Source organism: Bradyrhizobium sp. UFLA03-84, from assembly GCF_002289535.1.
In the GTDB taxonomy this organism is placed as follows: domain Bacteria; phylum Pseudomonadota; class Alphaproteobacteria; order Rhizobiales; family Xanthobacteraceae; genus Bradyrhizobium; species Bradyrhizobium viridifuturi.
In genome coordinates this window covers 1-26,285 of the sequence record NZ_NSJY01000020.1, presented here as the reverse complement: position 1 = coordinate 26,285, position 26,285 = coordinate 1, and the positions used below count along the sequence as shown (strand labels likewise).

Below are 26,285 nucleotides of genomic sequence, written 5' to 3'. Positions count from 1 at the left end.
AAAGTAGTGGCGGGCTCACCGGAATTATGCGGGTGAGTTGCACAAGAAGCACGGCTATCGAAGCGTCGTTGTCTTTGCTTGATAGCTATTCGATTCATAGTCCGTGCTGATTCTAATCTCTTCAGGAGATTGTTTGTTGGCTTGATGCCCCGATCCAATCCATGCCCGTTGGGCCATGCAAAATCAAAGTGGCAATGCAGCAACCCCGCACATTGCAGGGCCGGTAGAGGCAGCATTCACCCGAGGCGCAATATCGGCAGATCCGTATTACGGAATAGCCGGGTTGGCCTTCTCAGCGAGGGTCCGAGTTGGCGGTCACGAACCAAGCCGGAAGCAGAAAAATATGGTTCTTCGCATCAAAGCCGTCTGTCCTAGCCTCACGTTTGCGGACAGCGCGTCTCGTTTGCGTCATGCACACATCCCTCGAGATCATCTGGGGTCTTGCGGCCAAGCAGCGACAGCACGAGCTCATGATCGAATCCGGCGCATCGTGATCCATCGACGTCGATCAGAGGTCTGCGTATCAGGAGCGGATCGTCTAACATCAACGCCAGTGCGCGCTGGTCGTCAATTATGGCGGGATTGACTTCGCCTGATTTGATACGGGGGGCCGCTTGGTTGAACCAGGAGGCAACCGGGGTATTGCCGAAGAAGCGGCGCAGTTCTTCTGAAGTCCACGGCTCCATCAAAATATCCTTGGCTATGATGTCGTGACCGGCAGCGTTGAACGCTTGAATCTGACGCACATTGGTCGCGCAGCCGGGCTTTTGATAAAAAGTGATTGTCGCCATGTCATACCTATGTTGGCAGCGCTGAGGTGAACAATAGCCATGTCGCTGCTGCGTTCGACGCCCATTCGATGGTCTTGCCGATTATCTTCAATGCCAGTTGGCTAAGCCCCGCTGGCATCCGCTGTCCGGCCAGTCTGGATCGCAACCGACATTGTCGCACCGCTCAAGTCCCAGAGAGCCGGTTCACCAGAGGAGTAGCAAGTCCCATTCCATGGCTAAAGATATGGGACAGCCGATGCCAATGGGCCTCGCGTCAGCGGTTGCCGCTCTTGTTCGTTTTCTGACAGCCGCGCTGACAGATAGATTCCAAAACAGCCAGGCGCACTGGCGGGCAGGTGGCTTTTCAAATGTAATCAAAGACTTGGGCAGCGCTTGCGAGCATTGGCACGGCGGTTGCTAGTATCGGGCAGCAACACTGAGTGAGGGCTGAGTGCACGCCGACGCGTAAGACGAGCGATGTGCTCCTTCCCTTGAACCCGTGTGCCCCGTTTCTGAGAGAGAGAAACAAGCTCGCGCGTCAGAAGCGCGCAACTTTTGGCAAATCGGTTGATGGAGAGCAACATGTCTTCACTAAGGCAAATCGCGTTCTACGGAAAAGGTGGCATCGGCAAGTCGACGACGTCCCAGAACACGTTGGCGGCGCTGGCCGAGATGGGCCAGAAAATCCTGATTGTCGGGTGCGATCCTAAGGCGGACTCGACCCGCTTGATCTTGCACGCCAAGGCGCAGGACACGATTCTGAGCTTGGCGGCGAGCGCCGGCAGCGTGGAGGATCTTGAACTCGAGGACGTAATGAAGGTCGGCTACAAGGACATCCGTTGCGTGGAGTCCGGTGGTCCTGAGCCGGGCGTCGGCTGCGCCGGTCGTGGCGTCATCACTTCGATCAACTTCCTCGAGGAGAACGGCGCCTATGAGAACATTGATTACGTATCCTATGACGTGCTCGGCGACGTCGTTTGCGGAGGCTTTGCGATGCCAATCCGTGAAAACAAGGCGCAGGAGATCTACATCGTGATGTCCGGTGAAATGATGGCCATGTATGCCGCCAACAACATTTCGAAGGGTATCCTGAAATATGCCAACTCGGGCGGTGTGCGGCTGGGCGGCCTGGTCTGCAATGAACGACAGACGGACAAGGAGTTGGAACTGGCGGAGGCGCTGGCCAAGAAGCTAGGCACTCAGCTGATCTACTTCGTGCCGCGCGACAATGTGGTGCAGCATGCCGAACTCCGCCGCATGACGGTGCTCGAGTATGCGCCGGATTCGAAGCAGGCCGATCACTATCGCAATCTCGCTACCAAGGTTCACAACAATGGCGGCAAGGGTATCATTCCGACACCGATCTCCATGGACGAGCTTGAGGACATGCTGATGGAGCATGGCATTATGAAGCCGGTCGACGAATCCATCATCGGCAAAACTGCCGCCGAACTCGCTGCCTCGTAAAGGCCGTGAGTCGCGGCCTTGTGAAGGCGCGCGACGGATGCCGGCCTCCTCACCCCCCATCCGGGGAGGCCGGCATTCTGATCAGCGCTCCCGGCCGGGACCAGGACGCGGCGAGGCAAACCTGGCCGCTACAGTGACCCACAAAATCATGTCCGAAGTGCACTTCCTTCCGTCTATGGCTGCTTGTGAGCCTGATGCGAGCAGTTCCAACGGAATTGTAGCCTACCGCCTCCTCACCGGCGTACTTCCTGCGGATGCCGACATTGCCAGTGACAGTCATTTCGACCGCCATGCTTTGGCATCTATTCTGGCGGCTGCCACGATGGATGGTGGCGCTCTTCCGGCGAAGACTGGCCTATCGGGCGATGAACTCGCGGCTTTGCTCGCGCAGTACTTTCCCTCACTTGAGGTCGAACTTCGCGATGACCTCCTGAGGTACAAATGCAACGAGAACGACGAAATCGCAATGGTGCGCGATCTTCTCCTGAAGCACCGCTCGACGCAAGGAGATCTCGGTCGCTGGCTGGCTGCCATGATCGCTCGACGGGCCATCGAACCAGACCATTTATGGGAAGATCTCGGATTGCGCAATCGTGGCGAGCTCTCTCGGCTGCTCAGCCGTCACTACGCGCCGCTCGCCGCGCGCAATGTCAACAATATGCGTTGGAAGCGCTTCTTCTATCGCATGCTTTGCGAGGATGAAGGCCTCGCGATGTGCACAACACCGGTGTGCACGCAATGTAACGACTTCAACCTTTGTTTCGGCGAAGAAAGCGGTGAGAGCCGGATGGCCGAGCGCCGGCGCGACCAGTTGCTGGAGGCGGCTCGCCAGCAGGTCGCCGCTGATTGGCCCATCTGACTTGCCACAAATGTTCTCGTGCGTTGCAGCGCGACAACGCTTCCAGGATATGGCGATCCCCGCGGCATGTCATCGTGCAGATAAACGCCGCTTTAATGCGAGCAAGTGACCATGGATCTAAGACATGCCGGCCTGAATTGTTCCGGGATCAATCGCCAACATCGCGGCGCGCTGCAATCGCCTTGGCTTTCGAACTCGACTTGGGAATGGCAAAAGCGCCCGTTTCATGAGTCAGTCGCGCTTGCGGCAATCCATTGGCGGGAGGAGGTTAAGGAAGGAAGCGTAGATTTTCAATCCGTTGGCAGGGATAGCGCAGTGGCATGCGGGTTGCTGAAGGGGATGTGGTCAAAGATAAGGAGCCAGCCTGCGTGATCGCCTCTAGCGAAGAACCCTCATGGTTCGATCAAGAACGCGCGAAGCCGATCGTGCTTAACGATACGACGCTAAGGGACGGGGAGCAGGCGCCCGGTGTTGCGTTCACCACCAAGGAAAAGCTGGCGATCGCGCGGGCGCTTGCGCGGGCCGGGGTCACGGAGATCGAGGCGGGAACGCCTGCGATGGGCAATGAGGAAATCACAGCAATCCGCGCCATTGTCGAAGCAGATCTTCCGCTGACGACGATAGGCTGGTGCCGGATGAGGAAAGCGGACGTCGATGCGGCGATTGAAGCCCGGGTGTCCATGGTCAACATGTCGATCCCGACTTCCGATGTGCAGATCGCGGCCAAGCTCGGTGGTCATCGCAGCCTGGCACTGGAACAGGTGAGGCAATTGGTCGGCTATGCTCGTGAGAAGGGGCTTCAAGTTTCTGTTGGCGGCGAGGACGCTTCGCGCGCCAACGTCGAGTTTCTGATCCGGCTGATTGCAGTCGCAAAAGCCGCGGGCGCGTGTCGTTTTCGTGTTGCAGATACGCTCAGTGTGCTCGATCCCGACGCAACCTACGCGCTGGTCAGGAAACTGCGTCAGACTACCGATTTGGAACTCGAATTTCACGGCCACGACGATCTCGGACTCGCAACCGCCAATACACTCTCAGCCATCAAAGCTGGCGCGAGCCACGCTTCGGTGACCGTCATCGGGTTAGGCGAGCGGGCCGGAAATGCGCCGCTCGAGGAAGTCGCGGTCGCACTCAAGCAGCTCTACGGGCGCGAGACCGGCATCATACTTCCGGAGCTCGAGAACGTCGCCGCACTGGTGGCTGCGGCGGCCGCGCGTGCCATTCCTCTGGATAAGGCCATCGTTGGAGAGTACGTATTTACGCACGAATCCGGCATTCATGTCGATGGCCTTTTGAAGGATCAGCGCACCTATCAGTCGCTTGATCCGGCTTTGCTTGGCCGCCGCAACCGCTTTGTGATCGGCAAGCATTCCGGACTTGCGGCGATTACGGCGTTGCTCGATGAACTCAAGCTGGCCGCCAGCGCCGATCAAGCCAGACAGATCCTGTCGCAAGTTCGCAAGCATGCGATCGAGCACAAGCTGCCAGTTGAGCGCAAAACGGTGGCGGCGATCTGGCGCGACGTGTGCGGATGCCCAGCCACCTAAAGCGAGTGAAGAGCCGTGCTTAGCAACGTTTGCGCCGACTATTCGAGAGACCAAGTGTGTCGCAAGGAGGCTATCCGATGCTACTGACTGGCGCGAAAATGCCCCACCTCCTCAGGCCGGTTCGCCGGCCGCAAATCTCCGCTCCATCTATTGCGGACCACTCCAGCATACATGCTGTGATCTGCAATCCAGCAGCGAACGGTCCGCGGACTGCCAAGCGACGTCCTCTCTTGAGGCTGCCGTCCCGCCCGACCACCGGTCGGACGAGCATCGGCACTGGTTGCGGTTTGGCCGTTCATGCCCCTTCCTCATGCGGGCTGAGGTCGGGGCCCGCCGAACCTGCAGATCTGGAGAGCGAAGTTGAGCGCATCGGCGTTCCAGGGGCGGGCGTTGGCGATGCGCACCTGCCGTGCGAGGTAGAACCGCGGCAATATCATCAGGCGCTAAGAGTATGTTGTTTGGCGTCCGAGAGCTGATCCAAAGGAGACCTTTCGATGATCAACTCATCCCCGGCAGCCCCTATCCTGGACCGGCTTAGCAACGCCTCGTCGGCAGAGGAGTTCTTTTCGTTGCTTGGCGTCGATTATGATCCGAAGATTGTAAATGTCGCGCGCCTACACATCCTAAAGCGCATGGGACAATATTTCGCCAAAGAGCAATTTTCTGGCGCCACAGAGCCGGAAATCAGAGCTCGGTGCAAAGCGATGTTGGAGCAGGCTTATGCTGATTTCGTGGCATCGCCGCCGATTGATCAGCGAGTATTCAAGGTTTTGAAGGATGCGGTTGCAGGCCCAGGCAAACCGACAGCTTTTGTTCCGTTGAGCGAGCTGAAGTGACTTCGCGTTCCGCCGTAATGAGGTGTTCTCTAGCGAATGCCGTGCGGTCTGAACGCTCCTTCATCCGGATCATCTCTCCGCCAGCGATGACCCGAGCGACGCTGTCGCATTCCCGACCCATGTCCGGACTGATCGTGTCCAATGCGCTGAGCGAGCATTTAAGTTTCTGTCAAATCATTGCTTCCGGCTGACTTTCGATGGTTCTTGCAAGTGGTACGACACTTGCTGTTGTCGTGCCTATCCCGTCATCGATGCTGACAGATGGCGGTCGTCCGAGACGAAAAAGGAACACCTATGACGCTGCTTCTACCGCCTGCCGAGCAATGCGGCGTGATCTCACGGCTCACGCTCGCGCCCGGTCCGTTCGATATCGCCTTTGATGCGAACGAGGCCGACAGCGACCGTGAGATGGTGGTCAGTGGCTAAGTCGTCCGTTGCGCAACATCTGGAGAGGGCATGTACATAGTCGTCAGCGTCGAGCGAGTCCGCGGATGCGCGCAAAGTGGCATTCGTCGCAATGCGGATAGCAACATGCGTCCGGCGGAGGCGCCAAGCTCGGCCGATGCAAGGTGCCGGGGCTGGAGGCTGAACACGCAGTGCTTGACAGGTGCGCAGCTCCGATCGCTTTGGTGGGCGCACCCGATGCAGAGCGCTGGGCCGAAAGCGAGGCGCCGATACTGCAGAGCAGGCGGACGCAACAACTTTTCCGGGCACAGCTGCCGTAGCGGCGTCGTCGGCACCGTGGCGCTTGTCGAACCGAGCGCGCGAGGCACTACCGTCGAGGACATATCTGGCTCTGGCCCGCCCGAAGCGTCTACGTCGATGACGAGTGTTACTGCCTGGTCGGTTTGCACTAAGCGGGCCCGGCAGCCGAGCGGCCGGCCACTTGCTAATCAGAACTGATCCTCAGTCAACTGAATCTACATACAAACCTGTGGCGCGGGCGCGCGTATTCTTGAGGGGACTTAAAACCATGAGCAATGTCACCAAAACGGCAGCGCCTGCGGCGGCCGGCCGGGCAGCAGCCAAGAAGGAGCTGCCCGAGCACTTTAAGGCCTACAAGCATGTCTGGGTTTTCGTCGAGCTGGAGCGCGGCCAGGTGCATCCGGTTTCCTGGGAGCTCATGGGAGCGGGGCGCAGGCTTGCCGACAAGCTGAAAGTGAATCTCGCCGCGGTCGTTGTCGGCCCGGAGGGGCAGTCCACCCGTAACGCCGCGCTTGAATCCTTTTGCTATGGGGCCGATCTGGCCTATTTCGTGAGCGACAACGTTTTGGCGGATTACCGTAATGAATCCTATACCAAAGCGCTCACCGAACTCGTCAATATCTACAAGCCAGAGATCCTGCTGTTGGGCGCGACAACGCTGGGGCGCGATCTCGCGGGTTCCGTGGCGACGACTCTGTCAACGGGACTCACTGCCGACTGCACCGCGCTCGATGTCGACGCCGATGGTTCTCTTGCGGCGACGCGTCCGACCTTTGGCGGCTCGTTACTCTGCACGATCTATACCTTGAATTATCGTCCGCAGATGGCAACAGTGCGCCCGCGGGTCATGCCGATGCCGGAGCGCGTCGAACGTGATGCTGCCCGTATCATCGTCCATCCACTCGGCCTTGTCGAAGACGATATTGTCACGAAAGTTCTGTCGTTCCTCCCAGATCGTGATTCCGAGACATCAAATCTAGCCTATGCCGACGTCGTGGTTGCGGGTGGCTTGGGACTGGGATCGCCTGAGAACTTCCGGCTGGTGCGCGAGCTCGCAACTCTTCTTGGCGCTGAATATGGCTGCTCGCGTCCTCTGGTGCAGAAGGGGTGGGTTACGTCTGATCGGCAGATCGGTCAGACCGGCAAGACGATCCGGCCAAAGCTCTATATTGCGGCCGGTATTTCCGGCGCGATCCAGCACCGGGTGGGTGTCGAGGGGGCGGATTTGATCGTCGCCATCAATACTGACAAACGTGCTCCGATCTTCGACTTCGCCCATGTTGCGATCGTCAGTGATGCCATGCAATTGCTGCCGGCGCTGACGGCGGCATTTCGCGCTCGGCTCTTGCCGAATTCGCGCGCCCGGATCGCGGTCTAAAGGAGATGATGATGATTGAAGAGAGGTTCGATGCCATCGTGGTAGGAGCCGGTATGGCTGGTAACGCGGCGGCGCTGTCCATGGCCAGGCAAGGCATAAAGGTGCTGCAGCTCGAGCGGGGCGAATATCCTGGATCGAAAAATGTGCAGGGCGCAATCCTCTACGCTGACATGATGGAAAAGATAATTCCCGAGTTTCGCGAAGAGGCGCCGCTCGAACGTCATCTGGTTGAACAACGGTTCTGGATGATGGATGACCGCTCGCATGTCGGGATGCATTACCGCTCGGACGACTTCAACGAGGAGCGGCCGAACCGTTACACGATCATACGCGCGCAGTTTGACAAATGGTTCTCGTCAAAGGTGCGCGAAGCCGGCGTGACCTTGCTCTGCGAGACGACTGTGACGGAGCTCGTACGCGACGAGCGTGAAAGAATTGTCGGCGTTCGTACAGATCGCCGCGACGGCGAAATACATGCCGATGTCGTCGTGCTCGCTGAAGGGGTCAATGGTCTGCTTGGGACGCGCGCGGGCCTGCGCGCGCGGCCGACACCCGATAACGTTGCGCTCGCCGTCAAGGAAATGCACTTCTTGCCTCGCGAGACTATCGAAGCGCGCTTCAATCTTAAGGGCGACGAAGGCGTTGTAATCGAGGCGGCGGGCACCATTTCCCGCGGTATGACCGGAATGGGTTTCATCTATGCAAACAAGGAGTGTATTTCGCTCGGCATCGGTTGTCTCGTCGCGGACTTCCAGCGCACCGGCCTGACGCCCTACGGCTTGCTCGATCAATTCAAAAGGCATCCCTCTGTGTTGCCTCTGCTAGCAGGTTCCGAAGTCAAGGAATATTCGGCGCATCTCATCCCTGAAGGAGGCTACAAATCGATCCCGCAGCTCTACGGGGAAGGCTGGGTGGTCGTTGGCGATGCGGCGCAACTCAACAATGCCGTTCATCGCGAGGGGTCCAATCTCGCGATGACCTCAGGTCGCATAGCGGCCGACGCGATCGGCCTGGTTAAATCGCGCGGCGAGCCGATGACAGCGACAAATCTGTCGCTCTACAAGAAGATGTTGGACGAGTCCTTCGTCATCAAGGACCTCAAGAAGTACAAGGATTTGCCGCCCCTGATGCATACTCACTCACAAAACTTCTTTCTCACTTATCCGCAGCTCATCTCTAAGGCAATGCAAAACTTTGTGCGGGTCGATGGTACGCCCAAGGTTGAGAAGGAGAATGCGACCTTGAAATCCTTTGTCAAGGCGCGCTCATGGACCGGTCTGTTCGGCGATGCATGTCGTTTTGCGCGAGCCTGGCGCTAATTGTCAACAGTGTGAGTTCCAAGTATGGAAGGACAAAGCATGGATGCCGAGCCCTCGGTGCGCGTGGAAGACAAGCTGTATTACAACCGCTACCTTGTCGACGTTGGTCGTCCGCACGTCAAGGTTCGCGCACACACGTCCCCATCGCCGCAGCTAGTCGCGCTTTTGAAAGCGTGCCCCGCGCGATGCTATGAGCTGAACGATGAGGGGCGGGTCGAGGTGACTGTCGACGGCTGTATCGAGTGCGGTACCTGTCGGGTGATCGCTGAGCCCACCGGCGATATCCAGTGGAGTTATCCGCGCGGCGGATATGGGGTGCTGTTCAAGTTTGGCTGAGGGTAAGGTGAGGATGGAACGAAGCCGTGGTACGAACCGCCCCTTAGCGTCGGAATATTTGCATATTCGCGCGTCACGGAGCAATTCGAGCTAGGCACGTTTCAAGGTAACAGGTGTGGCGATGCGGAACGGCGCCCCACCCTTTCGATCGGATGGCAGAGGAGAAATCAGCCCGTTGCCTCGGATGAGCTCGGCCGAGCGGCCTCGATTGCAGTCGCCACTGACTGGACGATCGCAGCAGATCGCACGGCGGAGAGGATCACTCCGGAGCTGACGCCCGCAGCTCGCAGTGTCTTCTCGTGGGCATCGATACAAGCACCGCAGCCGTTTATGGCGGACACAGCAAGCGACCATAGCTCGAAATCAGACTTGTCAACACCTGGACTGCCAATCACGTTCATGCGCAGCCGTGGCGGCATCGTCTTGTATTCCGGATTGGAGGCGAGGTGAAGGAAGCGGTAGTAGACATTGTTCATCGCCATCACAGCGGCGGCGGATTTCGCTGCGGCGATCGCCACGGGCGTCATGACGGCGGCCGCGGCGGATTCCATTGCGGCAATTACGTCTGCATTGCGGGTGGCAATTGCGCTCGCCAGCAGAAGCCCGTATTGCCGCTGCGGCGAGAGTGTCTCATCGGCTATCAGGGAAGTCAGATTGAGCCGGACGTCCTTGGCGAAATCGGGGATCTTTTCGTTCAACTGTTCAATCGACGACATGCTGCCTCAAGCGACCTTCAGGACTTCGCCGCCGATTTCGCGATTGCAGGGACAGAGCTCGTCGGTTTGGAGAGCGTCCAGCACGCGCAGTGTGTCCTTGGGGCTGCGTCCGACGTTGAGATTGGTCGCGTAGACGTGCTGGATCGTGTTGGCGGGGTCAACAATATAGGTGTAGCGATACGCGACCCCTTCGGGGGAGCGCACACCAAGGCCATCGACCAAGGTCCCCTTCGTGTCGGCAAACTGCCAGATTGGCAGATTTTGCAAGTCGACATGTGAGCGTCGCCACGCAAGCTTGCAGAACTCGTTGTCAGTCGAGCCCCCCAGTATCACTGCATCGCGGTCAACGAATTCCTTGGAAAGCCGGGCAAACTCGGCGATTTCGGTCGGACAGACGAAGGTAAAGTCCTTAGGATAGAAGAAAATGATCTTCCATTTTTCTGGAAAGCTAGCTTGGGTCAATGTCTCGAATGCACTCTGCCCATCTTCTTCGTGCGCGTGAAAGCCAGGCTTCACGCCTGTGATCTCGAACGGCGGCAATTGACTTCCAATTCCAAGCATGCGGTCCTCACACTTTTGTTTTCCGGACATGGTGACCACGCTGCTGAAGCAAACGATATGCCATCCGTTTCAAGAGCCGATTGTCCCTAGTTACGCCGCGCAGCGGCTTGGCTGCAGATTTCCCCTCGCGCATTAAGCCCGCTCGAAACGGCATGAGCTCACCAAGCTGCAAGGATTTGCCGCACCTGAAACGGGAATGATAACCGACCAGGCTCGCGGCGGCGGCAACGAAGGCATGACGTCTACGTAGCGTCAGGTTGTAGAGTTTCAATCGTACATAGGGCATGGCTCTGAGGCTTCGTGAGCACGCGGAGAGGCTTCAGTATGTCAGGTCCTTTTATGGTGCGCGGGAGTATGTTCTGTGCAGGTACGACCCGGTTGGTTGTAGCTAATGTGAGACGTAAACTGAAGGGTCGAGACAAAGCAGAATCTGCAGTGCCAATAGCAGATCCGGGGGGGGGCCAGCGGCAATGGCGCGGCCCGCTTCCTGTCGCGATGTGCCGCATGCGGCCCTAGCCGGGTGGGTGGCCGAACGCCTTGCCTTTCGAATGACAAGTGTCTGGCTTTCGTTTCTCTTGGTTGTTTTGGGGGTATCCAGCAACACCTATTGCCTTGGAAGCCGGAGTGCCCTCTGCGGCAGCCAGGGCCGGGCAGATAAGAGTGATGCATGTGCCCAGAGAGGAGCGCGAGGACAGTCGCTTTTGTTCAATTTGGCGAGCTTGGCGTCCGGCTTCCTTAGGCCGGAGGCTCCGTGATTAGTGCACCGGAGCGCGAGCTGGTGCAGCTGTGAAGAGTCATCTCAAAGGAGAATGGTGTGGAACCGGTCTATAACGATCCGAACTATTGGATGTTGGGACGCTGAGCAGCGGGAGTTGCAGCGCGCGCAACAAGAAGCAGAGGTCGGTCGACTTCCTGTTCTTGCCGGTCAATGAGCCAGCGCCACGGACCTCGATCACCGCGGCTCCCATTGGTCGTTGTTGCCGGTGGACCGCCGCGATCGCGCCAGGCCGGTTGCCTACCACTACGACTCCGCGCAGGGATACAACGACAGACCTGCAGCAATGCTCGTAGCGCGGATGGCTGAAGACGCATCCGTACGCCAGCAGAGGAACGGCTATGATGCGGTGTCTTTGTGGTCGACGGGATGCGGGCGCTGGTCAGGCGGTTGGCGGGAAGACGGCAGCCACATCTGAACCTTAGCGACCTCGTCGCCGATCGGCACGCACTGCAGAACAGACTGAGGGGCTGATGTCGGCTTCAACCGAATAGCCCGCGCAGCTGCTTGAACTGCGACTCCCCGCCGATTAAACGTCCGCAATCGGAGCGTTCGCAAAGCATAATGCATCATGGTGTTTCGTAACGAGGAGCGGAGGCCCGAAGCTAAGGCTGTTTTCAGAGACGGCGAAGGAACCCGACGGGCTATTTCGGAGCGGACGTATCCGCTGGTCGTATAGTCGTCATCAAACGCTCCGGTATCATAGTGCCTAAATAGCCGCGGCTGGGGATGAAGGCCCAGCTGTGCCCTAGGGGCGAGCGGAAATCGCGCCTCCATCGCTGAACGATTTGGCGATCGCAAAGTAGCAACGTGCCAACATCACCTGTGCAAGTTCGCCGGGCGGCAAGGCATGTAACTAGAACGGCTATCATAGGTGGTACGCCACGGCCAATTGGGTTAGCGAATTCGGCGCGCAGGCTGCCGCCAGCTGCTTGCTGCCGGCAAAATGTGCTCGTCGCGAGGAGATTGACCAGGTGGCGAAGCGCTCGGGGAACGATAGCTGCGGCCTTCGCAAGTCCACTTGTATCGAGCTTATAAGACAAGACTGCGCTGCCGACTTGCTCGCAAATTGAGATTTGTTGCCCTGACGTAATGTCCCCTGCGACCAAGCAGGGCGTACCGTGTGCGCCCGTCAAACGTCGCCGGATGATGCCGCCGACGCGTACGCCTCGCCGCGTGAGATCCTGGGTCAAATTGGCCTGCTGCATATCTACATTGTCTGGCCAGTCGAACACGGCCGTAAAATGCTGCGGATCTATCTCATCAAGATTGCCGCTCACTGTCGTACTCCGATTGCTGTTCGTTTCTCGTATCGGCGCTCGTCTGTCGAACGCCTCCTGCTAATGTGGAAGGCCTTACGAGCAACCGCTGTGGGACTACGACCGGCAAGGCGCGCGCGACCTCGGCGAATACGTCAGTGCCATTGCTGAGCCGTAGCGCATCAAAGGAGCGACGCGGGATGCGGGCCAGAAGCGGTACGCCCGAACGGCCAGTTTCGAGAGCCAGGACCAAGGTGACCTCGGCATCGTCGAACGGCAGAGAAGCCTTGATGCGTGCCGGAAAAACATTGAGCATAGAGCTGGCGCGCGGCGGCTCGCAAGCGATGCTGACATCGTCGGCTGCGACGCGCAGCCGCAGCTGCGCGCCCGGCCTAAGAGGCGCTCCAGGGATCAACAGGCGCGCTCCTTTGAGGCGGAGGATGACGAGCCCATAGCGCCCGTCATAGCCGCCGACCACGGTATCAAGGCAGACCGCCGCATCGCCGCGCGCGGCAAGCGCCGGGGCGCTCTGAACGACATTGAGTGGCCCGGCCGCAGTCACAATGCCATCTTTCATCATGACGAGATGATCGGCAAAGCGCTCGATGTCAGCCATGTCATGGCTGACATAGATCATGGGCAATGGGAGCTTTTCCCGCATGAGATCGAGAAATGTCAAAATTTCGCATTTGGCGGAGCGGTCGAGCAAAGTGAGCGGGTCGTCAAGCAAAAGTAGTCGAGGTTGTGCTAGTAGCGCACTGCCCAGGGCAAGGCGCTGTCGCTCGGCGCCAGAAAGATGCGATGGCGAACGCTCGAGCAGTGGGGTAAGGGCGAGCAATTCGACCACCCCGTCAAAATCGATCAGTGTCGGTTTCGATTTCGATGCGTTGAACAGAAGGGTACGCTTGACGGAAAAATGAGAAAAAAGAATTGGGCGCTGGAATACATAAGCGACCGGACGCAGATGAGGCGGCCGAAACGTCGTTTGATCTTGCCAAATCTCGCCATCGATTGCGCAAAATCCACCCGGTAGACATTGCACGCCGGCGATGCAGCGTGCGACCGCGGTCTTGCCGCAGCCAGGCGGCCCGAAAATTGCCGTGACGCCTTTCGCAGGTACGCTAAATTGGGCCACTAACGGGATGTTTGCGATAGAGCCGTTGAAGGAAAATTCGATAAAGCCAGGTTTTGCTTCTCTCACGTGCCCGCGCCTGTGATGTATCTTTCTACCAAGATCACGAGCAGAATCGCCGCGATCACCATGCCACCGAGAGTCCAGTCTGTTGCGTTCCAACGCGGTGTCTCCTCCCCAAGGGGGCCATAACGCGTGGCTGCGGCATTACAGATCGATGGTGTCACGATAAGCGGCTTGTTGAGTATCTCCGAGCCGTCGATGATCGAGGCAATCGGACGCTGCCCTGCGCGCTTGCCGATCACGCAGGGAGAGCCCAATTCCAGCATCGTGGAATGCTCAGCCGGCTTGGCCGGGTGGCCGAGGGTGTTCGTTGCAAGCTGAATTGGCGCCGCTTGTGATGTTTGACGGGAAGGCTGTCGGCTCGCGCCAGAGCTCAAGATTGGCTCTGCGGCCGAAATCCCCTCCCATGACGCCATAGTTTTGGTAGCAGATGTGAAGGCTACGCCGGCGCCCCAAATCGTGGCTTCTGCGCTCCCGGGTGCGAGCAGCATCAACGTCAGATCGATCAAGATCAACCGGATAAGCCTCATCTTTGACTCCGCGTCCGCTACGGCCGCCTTCTTCGCGCCAGCACGTTAATCCTTGCCCAGCAATCCGCGTGCCGTTGCTGGGAATATGGTGCGCGGCTGGCGTGACAAAGGGGCTTCGCATCGGTCTCCGCCCGACGTCAAAGATGGTGGTATCTTATGGTAGGGATTTGGACGCTCGCGTCATCAACCGCACATGCAGGGCGATGAGATGGAAGCTGGGCGGGGTACCATCGTCGCTTGCGCTTTGGAGATGGTGCGTTGGCGAACGGGCGACCGTCAAACTCGTTAATAACGCATAAAGCGATATGATCCAGTTTGTCAGACCTGATCCCCCGGAGGAGAAGGTCGGCTCATTCGCAACCTGGGGGGCTTGACTTGGCTGTCTAGAAGCTTTCGTGCTCGAGCTCCTGCGTTCTCGCTAATCACACGGAGTGTCGCGATCGTGACAGCCTATTTGTCTAAAGAGGGCCTTGGGGTGACGTTGGTGCGCGTGGGCAGTATTGGATAGTCGATCTTCGGAAACTGCCCGGTAAGCGAGTTTAGAAAGGCGACAATTTCGTCAGTTTCTTTGTCGCTCAGCTTTATACCGAGTTGAACCTCACTCATTACGCCAACCGCTTGTTTGAGGCTCCAGACCTGACCGGAATGGAAGTAGGGAGACCGCAATGCAACGTTACGCAATGGCGCGGAGCGGAAAACATACTCATCGCTAAGATTCTTAGTGACGGCAAAACGTCCCCTATCGTCTCTCGGAAGCAAGTTTGCGGCGGGCCTTTCAATCACGCCGAACGGGAAGTAATCCTGTCCACCGACATTAATTCCGTTGTGGCAAGAGGAGCATCCCTTTTCGATGAATAGCTTTAGCCCGGCTTTCTGGTGGTCACTGAGAGCATATCCATCGCCCTCAAGGTACTGATCGAAGGGGGCGGCGGGTGTGATCAAGGTCGCCTCGAAGGCCTCGATGGCCTTGGCAAAATTTGCAAAGGTAACGGGCGCCGCATCGTTGGGGAACGCCTTACTGAACATAACGACATATTCCGTCATTGAGTTCAACGTGCTGAGCACGCGATCGGGCGTCGCATTCATTTCGACCCCGGCCTGGATAGGTCCCGCGGCCTGCGCCTTGAGGTCTGCCGCGCGCCCGTCCCAGAACTGTGCCACGTTGAAGACCGCGTTGAAGACGGTTGGCGCGCGACGTGTACCCTGTTGCCAGCGATGACCGATCGAAGTCGGACCGGCATCTACGCCGCCCATCCCAACGTTATGACACGTGTTGCAGCTAATGACCTCGCTCGCCGAAAGCCTCGGATCGAAGAACAAGAATTTGCCAAGGATGACCTTTTCGTGAGTGATCGGGTTGTCCTTCACCGCTGGAACCATTGAGGGGATCGGCTTGAATAGTCGCCTGGCGGCGCTCATTAGATCATCATTGGCACCTGCCGCTGACGAAACCAGAATGGCAATAGCCACGACAAATAGCTTGCCTACGATGTCAAGCCGGTCTGCCGCTGTTTTCCTCATATTAAGCCTCGTTCGTCGTAGATCATGCAATCGCGAACATAGAGCGGTGCGCGCGAGTCAGTCCGTCCGAAGAACGACTCGCAGCAATCAACGACGAATGATATCTTCAGCGTTGCGGCTAGGCTGCGCCCAGCTCACGCGCCGAGTAGCAACGGCCGTGCCAACGGGGCTCAAGGTCGAAGCCGCTGAGCTGTGGTCGAGCAGTTGCAAACCTGGAATAGCAGCAAGCAATCCAAGCCTGCGGAATCCACGGTAAGATCATTGGCTCGGACGACGAATAAGCCAGCCGACTCGGCGACAACTTCTTGCCGATCGTCCCGGCGGGTGTCCTTTGCTGCGCCTTCAATCTCAACACCAAGCCGAGCGATCACCGACCAACACCAGTGACGTATCGTACACTGCACCGGTGAAGCGTGCAGCTGGCGGGAGTTCGTCCACAATGCGGATGTGCCTGTCTTAGGCCGTATTTTTGCTCGCTGGACGCTCAAAATGCTTGAATCGATCGTAGCGTCAGGTTGTAGGCATTGCGAAGTAGAACTCTCGCACCAGGGAACGCCACATTGGGAACCAGCTTCGCGAATGTCACAAAGGCTGGAGCGCATTGCGCGCGCAGCAAAGCGCAGCCGACCTCTCGGTCTTCGCAGTGAACGTGTTGCGCGTAGTGAGACGATGATTCGTGAGACCGTAATGATTGCGGCGGCGCCACGACGGCTGCTGCCGCCTGGTTCCTGGTAAACGGATGATGCTCGTTGGGAAAATAACAATAGTGAAGAATATGCGGCTTAAGAAGGGTTTGGTGAATCAAGAGCAACGAATGGGGTGGACTTACAATGCGCACCGCTGCGCAACTACCCTTGCTGCGATCACGATCGCAGCCATGTGGTGCACAGGATACGCTTGCGCGCGAGATCGGCGGGCCGAAGAGGTCCTCACGTCGTGCAGACCAGACGTGATGCGCTTTTGTGAGCGCTTCACAGGACGGAGGGATGTAGACGCAGCCATGTTTTGTCTTAGAGACAATTTCAAAAGCTTGGGCGTCGAATGTCGCCGCGCGTTGCCAACTGCGGCGGACAGAAACGGCGGACCGAAACGACGCCTCAATAGGGTTCCGATCGTCCTTCATCGAGAGTGAGCCGTCCGAGCAGAGGTTACAGAGGTTGACGCACGGTGCCGTGTTCCAGGCTGATTGGCGCCGGACTTTGACCAGCTTGCTGTTCGAAAGTCTATCGTGCTGGAACGTCACGCTGCCGAGTCGGAGCTCATCCAACTGCGGCACTGGACTTCGAATGACCTCGTTGGGCGATCGACTGGGCCACCACGCGTGTTACGAGGTCATGGTGCGCTCTGAGGTTCGATGCGCTACTACGGTGGTTGCCGGCGCTGCAGTCCGTTCGTGGGACAAGGCAACCGCGAAGTTACCGCCGTCTGGCTGGAAATGGTCCGACGAACGAATCCGGTTCAACGACGGAAGTCGTCAGGCCGCACATCGTTCAGGAATCCGTGTTGTCCATTAATATGGCGTTGTTGTCGCCGACCTAGCATTTCCAGCAGGCGACTAGATCGACTATGCTTGGCAAAAGATCGCCGGAATGCCCGCGTTGGGCACATTCGATCGCGCTCTTCCAGATATTGTCGCCTTTGGATTATGGTTGGGCTGGAGAGTGCGAATCGAGCCGAGAAACTGCTGAGGTTAGCTCCCAGTCGAATTCGAGAAGGAACTGCTCGATGCCATTGCGGCGTTTTCGATGGGCGCTTCAGAGGGGCCGCTTGGCGGGGGCGTGGTGCTCTTGGTCGAACTGACTTTAGGGTTCAAGGCCAAAGGAAACGTCGTCGACAAAAGCCGCTCAAAGGCAGACAGCTGTTCGAGCAGGCGCTTCTCAATGCTCTTGCGCTCTGCGTCAGATAGGTCCGTTTTAAGCAACCGACGGCAGCGCCAGATCTCGTTCCGCAGCCACCTGATCTCACTCAATCTATCGTCGATCGAAGTCATTGCAGATGTAGTTCACTTTGCCATTCGGAGCATTACGCACGCGGATCGTCATGAGCACCGGTGCCGCCGCATTCATGTCGAATAATTCCGTCTGAGGACTTGCGACTTCCCACCCGTTTCTGCGCAGATAGTGACGAGCAGTTCGATTGGTACAGGCTCCTGTTAATCGATATCACCTTGCGGCCCGCGTCTGACAAAAAATCGTGGCAGTTCCATGGGTTTTCACTGCGCCCTGATGGCGTATCTTGCACAATTCCTGCGCTCTACAGTGTATTTGTGCGTATCAGATACCAAGGATGGTGAGATGTTAAATCACGTCCGGCATTAGGTGGCTTTAGCGTGAGCTGGTAAAGCATGGCCCATGTCGCGAAGGTCTTTATGGCACCGAAACCTACAAGCGTCCGGTGCCTTTGTTGATTGTTCAGGCTGGGCGCGACCTGAGGGCCCTCATCCACAGCATGGGAAATGGCATGGCGGAGATGTTCTCCCTATGGGGAAGGGTGGTGCGGGCTTGACCGCGAACGACGGCGCTCGCGAACCGATCAAACAAAGCGCATGAGCCCAGGGGTGGAATCTCAGCAATCGACGGCAAATGTGGCTGGACGCGGTGTCGAGCTGAATAACCACTTCGCCGGAATCGTTGCAATCGATATCCGCCTTATACAATCCGCCTGCGCATCAGGAGGACGATTTACAGCTTGAATCTTACGCTGCGACAGGTTGTAGACTCGCCGATGCATCAACACAAAGCTCAGGATGGGGCGCGCGTCGACGGCTCATTGGCAAATCGAGATGAGGAGGGGAATGGCTTGCTGATTGCCAACCTTGTTCGGGCGATGGCCGGGAAGGGCAGTTGCACCATCGCCACGGGAGCGCTGGGCCAACCATTGTATCAAGGGCTGGCAATGAAATGAAACGGGCAGCAAAATGTGGTTGGCCACAACTGTAATCACGTTTTTAGTCGCGCAGGGCAAGTGCGCAGAGTGAACAGCCCGGCGCTCGCAGGCAGATGCTCCAAAGAGCATGGACGGTTAATATCGAGCCAGAGGCGATGACTGCTTGCATATAGCCGCAGGGTGCTTCGATGAAAGCTCGGAAGGTCTTATGTCCGTTCAAACTAGTCTCACGACGGCGTTAAGCGAAATCGATCGCGCTGTCGGCATTGTTGAATTCTCGACTGCAGTCGTGAGGCGCGACAAGCAACTGTGCAAGGCGGACCTGCCAGTGTTTCTGCAACAAGCAGCCGTTGAGTTTCAATCCAGATTTCTACCGAGTTTCGAGGAAAGCATCCGTGCAGAGAAATCGTGGGGCTATGCGACGACATGCAATGCGGTGAGCCGAAGGGCTGGAGGTCTGGCGGGTCGGGATACTTGCGAGAGAATAGCCTCTCGCGTGTCGCAGCTGGACCATGTTCTGATGAAGAAGATCGGTATCAGAGCGCTTTCCATATTTGCGGCATCCTTCGGCAGGCACGCCAGGAGAGCGGAATGTCGCCAAGGGGCTGTCCGAATAGCCAAATTTTGTCGCGAGGAAAGCAGATCGCTTCAAGAATTGAACAATCTCAGCCTGGCAGGGCTGATAAACGGCTTCAGCAAGTGGCCGGAAGGGAGTGACTTTCGACAGGCCGCGGTTGCAATCGCGGGCGAGATCATCCGCCGAGCGGGCCGCCACCATCAGCTCTCTGAATTTAGACAGCAAGGGTTGGTGAGCCTGGTAAACGGATTTAGCAAATGGCCAGAAGAGGCGGCCTCGCGCCAAGCCGCGGCCACGCTTGCATTGGAAATCTTGCGGCGCCCCCGCCGGGTCGCCGATTTCGCTCAGCAGGGGTTGGCCATCCTTGTGAACGGTTTTAGCAAGTGGCCTGAGGAGTTGCCCTGTGGTCAAGTCACCGTCGCGGTTGCAACCGAAGTGCTGGGACGTGCGACGCGGTTCCACGAGTTTAGCGAGCAGGATCTGGCGAATTTGGTGAATGGCTTCAGCAAATGGCCAGAGGAGAATGCATCTCGTCAGGCAACATTTGCGATCGCAAGTGAGCTCCTACGCCGTGCCGTCCAGCTTCCGGATTATACCCAGCAAGGATTGGTGAACCTGGTGAACGGGTTCTGCAAATGGCCTGAAGATGCGACTTGTCGTAGGGCTGCGGTCGCGATCGCCGGTGAAGTATTTTGCCGTGCTGCCCAGCTCCCCGATTTGACTCAGCAGGGGCTGTCAAACCTGGTGAACGGTTTTAGTAAGTGGCCAGAAGAGGCCGCGTCTCGCCGAGCCGCGGTCGCACTCGCTCGCGAGGTCCTGCGCCGCGCCGCTCAGCTTTGCGAGTTCTCACAGCAGGGACTTGCGAACCTGGTCAGCGGCTTCAGTAACTGGCCGGACGAACTGCCGTGCGGTCAAGCGACCGTCGTGCTCGCAGGCGAGGTCCTTCGCCGCGCGGATCGGAGGACGGAGCTCTCGGATTTCACTACCCAGGATCTCAGGGGCCTGCTGATCGGCTTCAACAAATCGCCACAAGAAAGTGTCGCTCGCCAGGCCACGATCACGATCGCCAATGAGATCCTTGGGCGCGGTATCAGGCTCTTTAATTTTACCAAGCTGGAGGCAGACAATTTGCTGTGCGGCTTTAGCAAGTGGCCGCACGACGCCGCCGGGCAAGGGAGGGTGACTGAGATCATCAGGCAGCTGCAACTCGCGGCTGAGACTGCGTAGGCTCTGAGAGGAGAAGCGACGTTAGCAGATGAGGCGATCGAAGAAAGAAAGCACAAGCTAGCGGTGTTTGATACTCATGGGGCGATGCCATGGCACGACAACCCGGAACAATGAGAGGTGTCATAGCTCTATCGGCGACGCCCATATTGTACAATATTGAGCGACTAATCAGAAGGACGTGGATTCGTGAGTCAGGCTGAAAACGACGTCGTCGAGCATATGCTCTCATCATTGACGATCAGCTTGTTTCAGAATCGTATCGCGCCATCCGACGAACAGGTGATGTATCATTTCGGGCTGGCCTGCGAAAGAGCGGGGTTGATCGCGACGGAAGAGGTCGCAATACGGATATTGAAGCGCGTGTCGTGCGAGATCAACCAAGCGCAGTCGGTGCTCGAGTTCGTTGGTCGCGGCGAGGGTTGGCTACACTGAGCGCAACGTAAAGAAACTCGATGCCGACAGTGATGGGCAGTGTCTGTTCGGACTCGGGAGGGACCCGCGAGCGGAATCACCGCTTGCTTGCCGCAAGCCGCGAAAGCGCCAGTTGAGCTTGAGGATCATGTCCGCGGTCGTTGATAGCTGGAGGCCAATCATTCAGGTCGGCTTTGCTGATTGGGTACACGCCTTGGCCCTCGGTCAGGAGCGAGCGCGTTACGCGCAAAAATCTACTAGCGTTCGGCTCGTCGATCAACACAACGTCTCCCAGGAAGGGTAGCCGACCTCGACCGCACAGGAGCGGCAACGTCGCCGTCCTGTCAGCATCACGTTGCCGGCGTGCCGCCTCGGACACCAAATTTACCGAGCAGGACACTGTTTCGTTCCCGTCGGACTTTTTGCGGAGCGCTGCGCCAAAACGTCGAGAGACATCGAAGGAATGTTGGGCGGCGCATTGATCATCGCTTCGAGGCTGTCAGCTTGTCGTCAGCTATATCCCGTAGGCTGAATGTCCCGAATTGCTGCAAGGCCGGCTCGATGTGCTCAGGCATGGCAGGAAAGGGGAGATTGATTCCAGTATCAACCCGATCCGCGAGCGAGGCTCCTTTAGATTGGTCCTCGGTCGCCATCGGACGCAGAGTAATCGCACCAAGCCCTGCGTGGCGACCGCTTCGTGACGTGCTTTCGTCAGCCCATGAAGCTCATCCATAGCGGGGCTCTACCAGCTTCATGATACGCCGCTCCGGCGCATTCGCTTCCTTTAGCTACCGAAGAGACGACATCTGTGAATACCGAACAGCTTGGCACTGGGACTCCTTTCGAAGCTTCCGATTGGGAAAGCTCCGAACCAGGGTCACCGGCCTCACCGCACTGGGACGAAGCCTCGACGGAAGCGCAGGCGGCTGCCGACTTGCCGGACCAAGTCTTGACGGATTGGGCTGCCGAAGACGGGCAGGGGCAGCATGAGGATCGGCAGCTGGTGGTAAGTCGAATGAGGGCCTGGAGGGACACGGGCGATCTCAATGAACCAATAGATCTGTCGTCCCTGTCACTGACCAACTTGGCGGCCCCGATCCCGGCCGGCTTGCGCCGCCTGAATGTCGACGACAATCAGCTGAGCAGCCTTCCCGAAACACTTCCGGCCAGTCTGCAGCGGCTCTACGCGAACAATAATCGGTTGACCGGCCTGCCCGAGCTACCGGCCGGTCTGCGGCGGCTCTATGCCATTAGCAACGGGCTGTCCAGCCTGCCCGCAGAGCTGCCGCCTGGATTGCGGCGCCTGAATGTCGACAACAATCAGTTATCCAGTCTGCCCGATCGCCTTCCAGCGACGCTTCAGGAGTTGGACGTCTCGGGCAATCAGCTGACTCGTCTGCCCGAGCTTCCAGCCGGGCTCGCGCGCCTGAATGTCGACTATAACCAGCTGACCGATCTGCCCGAGCCTCTTCCGGCCGGGCTTGAATGGCTTAGTGCCAGCCATAATCGGCTGACCAGTCTGCCCGAGACGTTTCCGGCCGATCTGCTATGGCTTGGCGCCAGCAACAACCAACTAACCAGCGTGCCCGAGACTATGCTGACACAGCTAACCCGCGACGCGAGTGTTGATCTGGAGAATAATCCTCTGTCCGACGCGGTGCAGGCCGGCCTGGAGACCGCCATGCATGCCGGAGACTATGCCGGCCCGCAGGTGTTCTTACCGAACACCGCAGGCGCGGTGCAAGTTGAGCTGCGGTCGCTGCAGGAGGTTGTCGCGCACTGGCTCGAGGGCGAGCCGACAGCAATAACAGCTTGGCAGGCCTTCGCCGAAGAGCCGGGTGCCCTAGATTATGCACGCTTTCTCGACAGGCTCCGCGGCACCGTGAACTATGGCAGCGACGCGTTCCGGCACGCGGTCGCAGAAGATCTGCGGCAGGCAGCCATCAGGTCGAATCTGCGCGAGCAGTATTTCGAACTGGCCTCCGGAGCGAGCGCGAGCTGCGAAGATCGCGTCACTTTGACCTGGAACGGCATGCAGAGCGCACGCCTGAACGCGGATGTCGAGGACGGCGCCTATGACGGACGCCTTGGCGAACTGCTCCAGCACGGCCGCGTCATGTTTCGCTTGGAGGCCCTGGACCGAATCGCGCGCGAGACCGTCAACTCGCTTCGTCGAGCCGATCCGGACACGGACGTCGATGAGATCGAGGTCTACCTTGCCTACCAGACCCAACTGCGTGATGCGCTGGAGCTGCGGCACATCGCCCCCGACATGCGCTTCATGAGCGTCTCTCACGTTACTGGGGACGATGTCGTCAGGGCCGAGACGGCAGTGCGGAACCAGGAAGCGACCGAATTTGCGCAGTTCCTGGCGACCCAATGGCAGCCATGGGAAAGTGTGCTAAGGCGCATCGCGCCCGAAGACTATGCTGAGATGCAGGAACGGCTCGCCGATGCGATGGGCGAGCCGTTTCAAGCCCGCTTGGATCGGCGGCTGGCGGAGAATGGTCTGACAGGAGACGCCGATGCCGAGCGGGTGCTCGGCGCCCAGATTCGCAACGAGATCGCCCGCGAGATCAAAGGCGCGGTCATGGACCGCGTGCTCGGGAAGCTCGGTTTCGAGCTATGAGCTCCTCCGCTGGAAAGATCATCGATGCGTCTCGGCCGCCCGCAAAGCCCAAGAGGGCAGTCGCCGGTCGCGCGATTAGGTGCGGATGAGCTCAAGGATAAGTACGCTTGATTTGCACCCAATCCAGGCGGGGATTCGCACAGTGCATTTCATTACCGCCAAAGCCGTTGGCGGTCGGTCAAACGGCTGCTCATAAGCTGGACAATAGACGGCGAGTAATCCAAGCTTCAAGTTGCCTTTGTGCAACGCAGGCTCTCGATGTTCGTCCCACGCGATCGATAGGATCTTCGCAGCATCAAGCTCGATTCTAGATCGCGGAACATCGTGTAGTTCCGTCGTATCCACTGATGCAGCTCGGTAGACCAGTCCTTTTCGTCCCGCAGATATCCGGTGAAGGAAAAGCCAAGTCGGTCTATATATCTCTTGAGAAACATCGGCAGCGCGGAAATCTGGAGCACCCGCTCGCCATCCATGACTTCAGGTAATGCGCCGTGCAGCGCAAATTCATTGTGGACGGTGACCAGCGACGCTGGCGGAATCTGCCGCCGCAGCATGTCATAACCGCGAAAGGAAATGCGGTCAGCGCCTGCGATGAAGAGAATGATAGGAGCAACATAGCGGCGCGCTGTCTCCTTTATGAAGCCGATCTCCTCGCACATCTTGAAGAACTCATCGAAGGCATGGAAGCCGAGATCGATCACCTTGGGTACCCGATCGTGGACGATAAGCGGGTCCATTAGCTGCATCTTGCCGTAAGTGTCCGTCACATCCGCGGTCTCGGTGATCTTAGGGAGGTAATCGAGCAGTGATGGCTCTTTTAGACTGACATCGAACGATAGGGCGGTGCCGTCTTTGAGCAGCAAGAACTCGCTCAGGACGCGAGCGATGAGGGTTTTTCCGACCTGCGGGCTAGGAGAGCAGATGATGTAGATAGGGGTCGCTAACATAGCCAGCAGATCAATCTCGTTTCGTATATGGGCCTGCTCTTGGCCCGCAAGAATATGCGACTACTTCTCGCCACTCCGAGTAGCGGACTTGGCGCCGGCCAATTCCGTCAAGTTGATGCGATCAAATTCGCTCCAGACATTTGCCAGCCAGTGCCGGACATAACCGCGTAGCACGAAGGAGTTGTTCGCGGGCTCATCGTTGCGGCCCTTGTTTGCCACGAAATCGACGAACGGGACGGATGCGACTTCGACCTGCTCATAGGCCATCTCGTTAAGTTTCGGGATGGTCAACTCGGTCGCCTGTTTGATGCGGTGAAAATAGGAGTTATAGGTCGACTGGTCCCACTGGAAGAACTGAGTGTCATTGATGAAGTTCTTGACCAGATAGTACTTTGCGCCGCTCATGAAGGTAGCGGTCTCCTCGATCTCGTCGAGCGAAGCGATAGACGATCCTAGAATATGGAATACGGCAAAGGTAATCTGGCCGGACCGCGCCGAATCCAGAAATCCGATGTCGCGCAAGGAGGCCAGCGCTGAGGACAGCAATCCGGCGCGAGCGTCGATGACGGTGACGGATAGCCCGGAGTTCAGGGTATCGAAAATCTTCATCTGGTCCGTGGTCGTCGTCATGTCGACGATCTCGGTGATCTCGGGATAAAAGCGCTTCAGCGTTCCCCGCGGAGACTCCGTATCGAAGGCGCGTGTTTGCACGTTGTTGACACTGAAATAGTCCAGCAGAGTTCGTGATACCGTCGTCTTGCCGACTCCTCCCTTGTCTGCACCCACCACAATCACAACTGGCTTCACCATCGAATTCTCCTGAGGCACTCGCTCTTGCCGCGCGCGAAGTGCGCAATCGGCGCGTCACTGCTTTGGGTGAGAACATGGCAGAAAGAAGGGTAATTGAATTTTCGACGCGAGAACTCCTCAGGTTGATGAACGTTTTCAACATCGAGCGAGTTGCGCGGTCTGACTGAGACGGCGGCGCACGCTGAGAGTAGCAAGTAATCGCTCCTGCTCGTGATTTACGTCAGGTTCGTGAGTAGTCGGAAGGCCGGGGCGTCGAAGGATCAACCGTGAGCCTGATGATCGTTGCGATAGCGTTCTATCTACCGATCGTTGGATCGTCATGAAGGACGTGAACCTTACGCGGCGTCAGCTTGTAGCATCGATGTAAACACGATTGAGGTGGTGCTACACTGCCTGGAGGGTAGTCGCGGATTTAGCTTGTTCGACATGGGTTGGCCCGATCTAGTATCTCCAGAAGCGTGACGACGTTTTCGCTAGAATGCGTCTCGTCAGTTCGTAAATCCGCGACGACGCAAATCGCCCAGGCGCCGGTCCGACAACATCGCGCGTGACGACAACTGCATCTATCGTGATCTGAGGCCGGCAAACTGGACCATTTTTGGTTAGAGTTTTCGCATCGATTCCCTCGGCTGGGAGGAGCGAAGACGATGAAGGCCTCGAAGTTTTCGGACGCCCAGAAGGCGTTCATCCTGAAGCAGGGCAACGATGGCGTCACGGTGGCGGAGATTTGCCGCAAGGCCGGGATCAGCCAGGCGACCTATTTCAATTGGAAGAAGAGGTACGACGGACTGCTGCCGACCGAGATGCGACGGTTGAAGCAGCTCGAGGACGAGAACGGCAAGCTGAAGAAGCTGGTGGCGGACCTGTCACTCGACAAGGAGATGCTGCAGGACGTGATCCGCCGAAATGTATGGTCCACTCCGTCCGTGCAAGGCTTTTCGGTCTCGTAACGAGCACAGTCTGCTTAAATGTATCCGGCCTCTCGCGAGTGAGCTGCGGTTGCAGCCAGGCCAAGATGAGATACGCG

Annotated in this window: 21 protein-coding genes and 1 pseudogene; 12 read left to right on the top strand and 10 right to left on the bottom strand. The window is 58.0% G+C overall.

What is annotated here, in order from left to right; translation table 11 throughout:
* Positions 1-377 precede the first annotated feature (377 nt).
* Complete coding sequence (locus CK489_RS39270; protein WP_050627263.1) at positions 378-791, bottom strand: ArsC/Spx/MgsR family protein; 414 nt, start codon at positions 789-791, stop codon at positions 378-380.
* Positions 792-1,352: 561 nt separating this feature from the next.
* On the opposite strand from CK489_RS39270, the gene nifH reads away from it, so the two are divergent.
* The 8 genes from nifH (at position 1,353) to CK489_RS39235 (ending at position 9,214) form a co-directional block, all read left to right on the top strand.
* Positions 1,353-2,237, top strand: coding sequence for a nitrogenase iron protein (nifH, locus tag CK489_RS39265; RefSeq protein WP_050403050.1), 885 nt, complete (start codon positions 1,353-1,355; stop codon positions 2,235-2,237).
* Positions 2,238-2,385: 148 nt separating this feature from the next.
* Entirely contained in the window at positions 2,386-3,096 is a 711-nt protein-coding gene (locus tag CK489_RS39260) for a nitrogen fixation protein NifQ (protein ID WP_095736094.1), read from the top strand.
* 320 nt (positions 3,097-3,416) lie between these two features.
* Positions 3,417-4,640 (top strand): homocitrate synthase, encoded by a 1,224-nt coding sequence (gene nifV, locus CK489_RS39255; RefSeq protein ID WP_095736093.1) that lies wholly within the window; start codon positions 3,417-3,419, stop codon positions 4,638-4,640.
* A gap of 494 nt (positions 4,641-5,134) precedes the next feature.
* Entirely contained in the window at positions 5,135-5,476 is a 342-nt protein-coding gene (gene nifW, locus CK489_RS39250) for a nitrogenase stabilizing/protective protein NifW (RefSeq protein WP_050402987.1), read from the top strand.
* A gap of 294 nt (positions 5,477-5,770) precedes the next feature.
* Positions 5,771-5,902, top strand: coding sequence for a hypothetical protein (locus CK489_RS42725; protein ID WP_283806263.1), 132 nt, complete (start codon positions 5,771-5,773; stop codon positions 5,900-5,902).
* Between the two features lie 547 nt (positions 5,903-6,449).
* A complete protein-coding gene (locus CK489_RS39245) occupies positions 6,450-7,559 on the top strand; it encodes an electron transfer flavoprotein subunit alpha/FixB family protein (protein WP_095736092.1) in 1,110 nt (369 codons plus the stop codon).
* 11 nt (positions 7,560-7,570) lie between these two features.
* Positions 7,571-8,878 (top strand): FAD-dependent oxidoreductase, encoded by a 1,308-nt coding sequence (locus tag CK489_RS39240; protein WP_050627320.1) that lies wholly within the window; start codon positions 7,571-7,573, stop codon positions 8,876-8,878.
* 39 nt (positions 8,879-8,917) lie between these two features.
* Positions 8,918-9,214 carry a ferredoxin family protein gene (locus CK489_RS39235; protein ID WP_050403054.1) on the top strand — a complete coding sequence of 99 codons (297 nt, stop codon included), beginning with the start codon at positions 8,918-8,920 and terminating at the stop codon, positions 9,212-9,214.
* A gap of 167 nt (positions 9,215-9,381) precedes the next feature.
* Here CK489_RS39235 and ahpD read toward each other — a convergent pair whose 3' ends face one another.
* From ahpD to CK489_RS39200, 7 genes are all read right to left on the bottom strand, one after another.
* The gene (ahpD, locus tag CK489_RS39230) at positions 9,382-9,930 is read right to left on the bottom strand and encodes an alkylhydroperoxidase, AhpD family (protein WP_050402989.1); all 549 of its coding nucleotides are present in this window, start codon (positions 9,928-9,930) and stop codon (positions 9,382-9,384) included.
* Between the two features lie 6 nt (positions 9,931-9,936).
* Positions 9,937-10,491, bottom strand: coding sequence for a peroxiredoxin (locus CK489_RS39225; RefSeq protein WP_050402990.1), 555 nt, complete (start codon positions 10,489-10,491; stop codon positions 9,937-9,939).
* A gap of 7 nt (positions 10,492-10,498) precedes the next feature.
* Entirely contained in the window at positions 10,499-10,777 is a 279-nt protein-coding gene (locus tag CK489_RS41145) for a hypothetical protein (protein WP_143278324.1), read from the bottom strand.
* Positions 10,778-11,910: 1,133 nt separating this feature from the next.
* Complete coding sequence (locus CK489_RS42975; protein ID WP_095736091.1) at positions 11,911-12,474, bottom strand: DUF2478 domain-containing protein; 564 nt, start codon at positions 12,472-12,474, stop codon at positions 11,911-11,913.
* Positions 12,475-12,529: 55 nt separating this feature from the next.
* Positions 12,530-13,726 carry a molybdenum ABC transporter ATP-binding protein gene (gene modC, locus CK489_RS39210; protein WP_198961133.1) on the bottom strand — a complete coding sequence of 399 codons (1,197 nt, stop codon included), beginning with the start codon at positions 13,724-13,726 and terminating at the stop codon, positions 12,530-12,532.
* Positions 13,723-14,250 (bottom strand): hypothetical protein, encoded by a 528-nt coding sequence (locus CK489_RS42480; RefSeq protein WP_244522099.1) that lies wholly within the window; start codon positions 14,248-14,250, stop codon positions 13,723-13,725. The genes modC and CK489_RS42480 overlap by 4 nt, the downstream gene beginning before the upstream one ends.
* A gap of 450 nt (positions 14,251-14,700) precedes the next feature.
* On the bottom strand, positions 14,701-15,771 hold the full coding sequence (locus CK489_RS39200; RefSeq protein WP_094193814.1) for a cytochrome-c peroxidase: 1,071 nt from the start codon (positions 15,769-15,771) through the stop codon (positions 14,701-14,703).
* A gap of 3,094 nt (positions 15,772-18,865) precedes the next feature.
* Between CK489_RS39200 and CK489_RS39180 the strand changes: the two genes are divergently transcribed.
* The 3 genes from CK489_RS39180 to CK489_RS39170 all read left to right on the top strand — a co-directional run bounded on the left by CK489_RS39180 (position 18,866) and on the right by CK489_RS39170 (position 23,501).
* On the top strand, positions 18,866-20,461 hold the full coding sequence (locus tag CK489_RS39180; RefSeq protein WP_095736089.1) for a hypothetical protein: 1,596 nt from the start codon (positions 18,866-18,868) through the stop codon (positions 20,459-20,461).
* A gap of 186 nt (positions 20,462-20,647) precedes the next feature.
* Positions 20,648-20,893, top strand: coding sequence for a hypothetical protein (locus tag CK489_RS39175; protein ID WP_244486021.1), 246 nt, complete (start codon positions 20,648-20,650; stop codon positions 20,891-20,893).
* A gap of 787 nt (positions 20,894-21,680) precedes the next feature.
* Positions 21,681-23,501, top strand: a complete 1,821-nt coding sequence (locus CK489_RS39170; RefSeq protein WP_095736088.1) for an NEL-type E3 ubiquitin ligase domain-containing protein — start codon at positions 21,681-21,683, stop codon at positions 23,499-23,501.
* A 227-nt stretch (positions 23,502-23,728) separates the two neighbouring features.
* Here CK489_RS39170 and CK489_RS39165 read toward each other — a convergent pair whose 3' ends face one another.
* Together CK489_RS39165 and CK489_RS39160 are read right to left on the bottom strand one after the other, a co-directional pair.
* On the bottom strand, positions 23,729-24,448 hold the full coding sequence (locus CK489_RS39165; RefSeq protein ID WP_095736087.1) for a hypothetical protein: 720 nt from the start codon (positions 24,446-24,448) through the stop codon (positions 23,729-23,731).
* A 60-nt stretch (positions 24,449-24,508) separates the two neighbouring features.
* Positions 24,509-25,258, bottom strand: coding sequence for a P-loop NTPase family protein (locus CK489_RS39160; RefSeq protein ID WP_095736207.1), 750 nt, complete (start codon positions 25,256-25,258; stop codon positions 24,509-24,511).
* 647 nt (positions 25,259-25,905) lie between these two features.
* Between CK489_RS39160 and CK489_RS39150 the strand changes: the two are divergent.
* Positions 25,906-26,163 (top strand): annotated as a pseudogene (locus CK489_RS39150) (transposase); the annotation flags it as partial.
* Between the last annotated feature and the right edge of the window lie 122 nt (positions 26,164-26,285).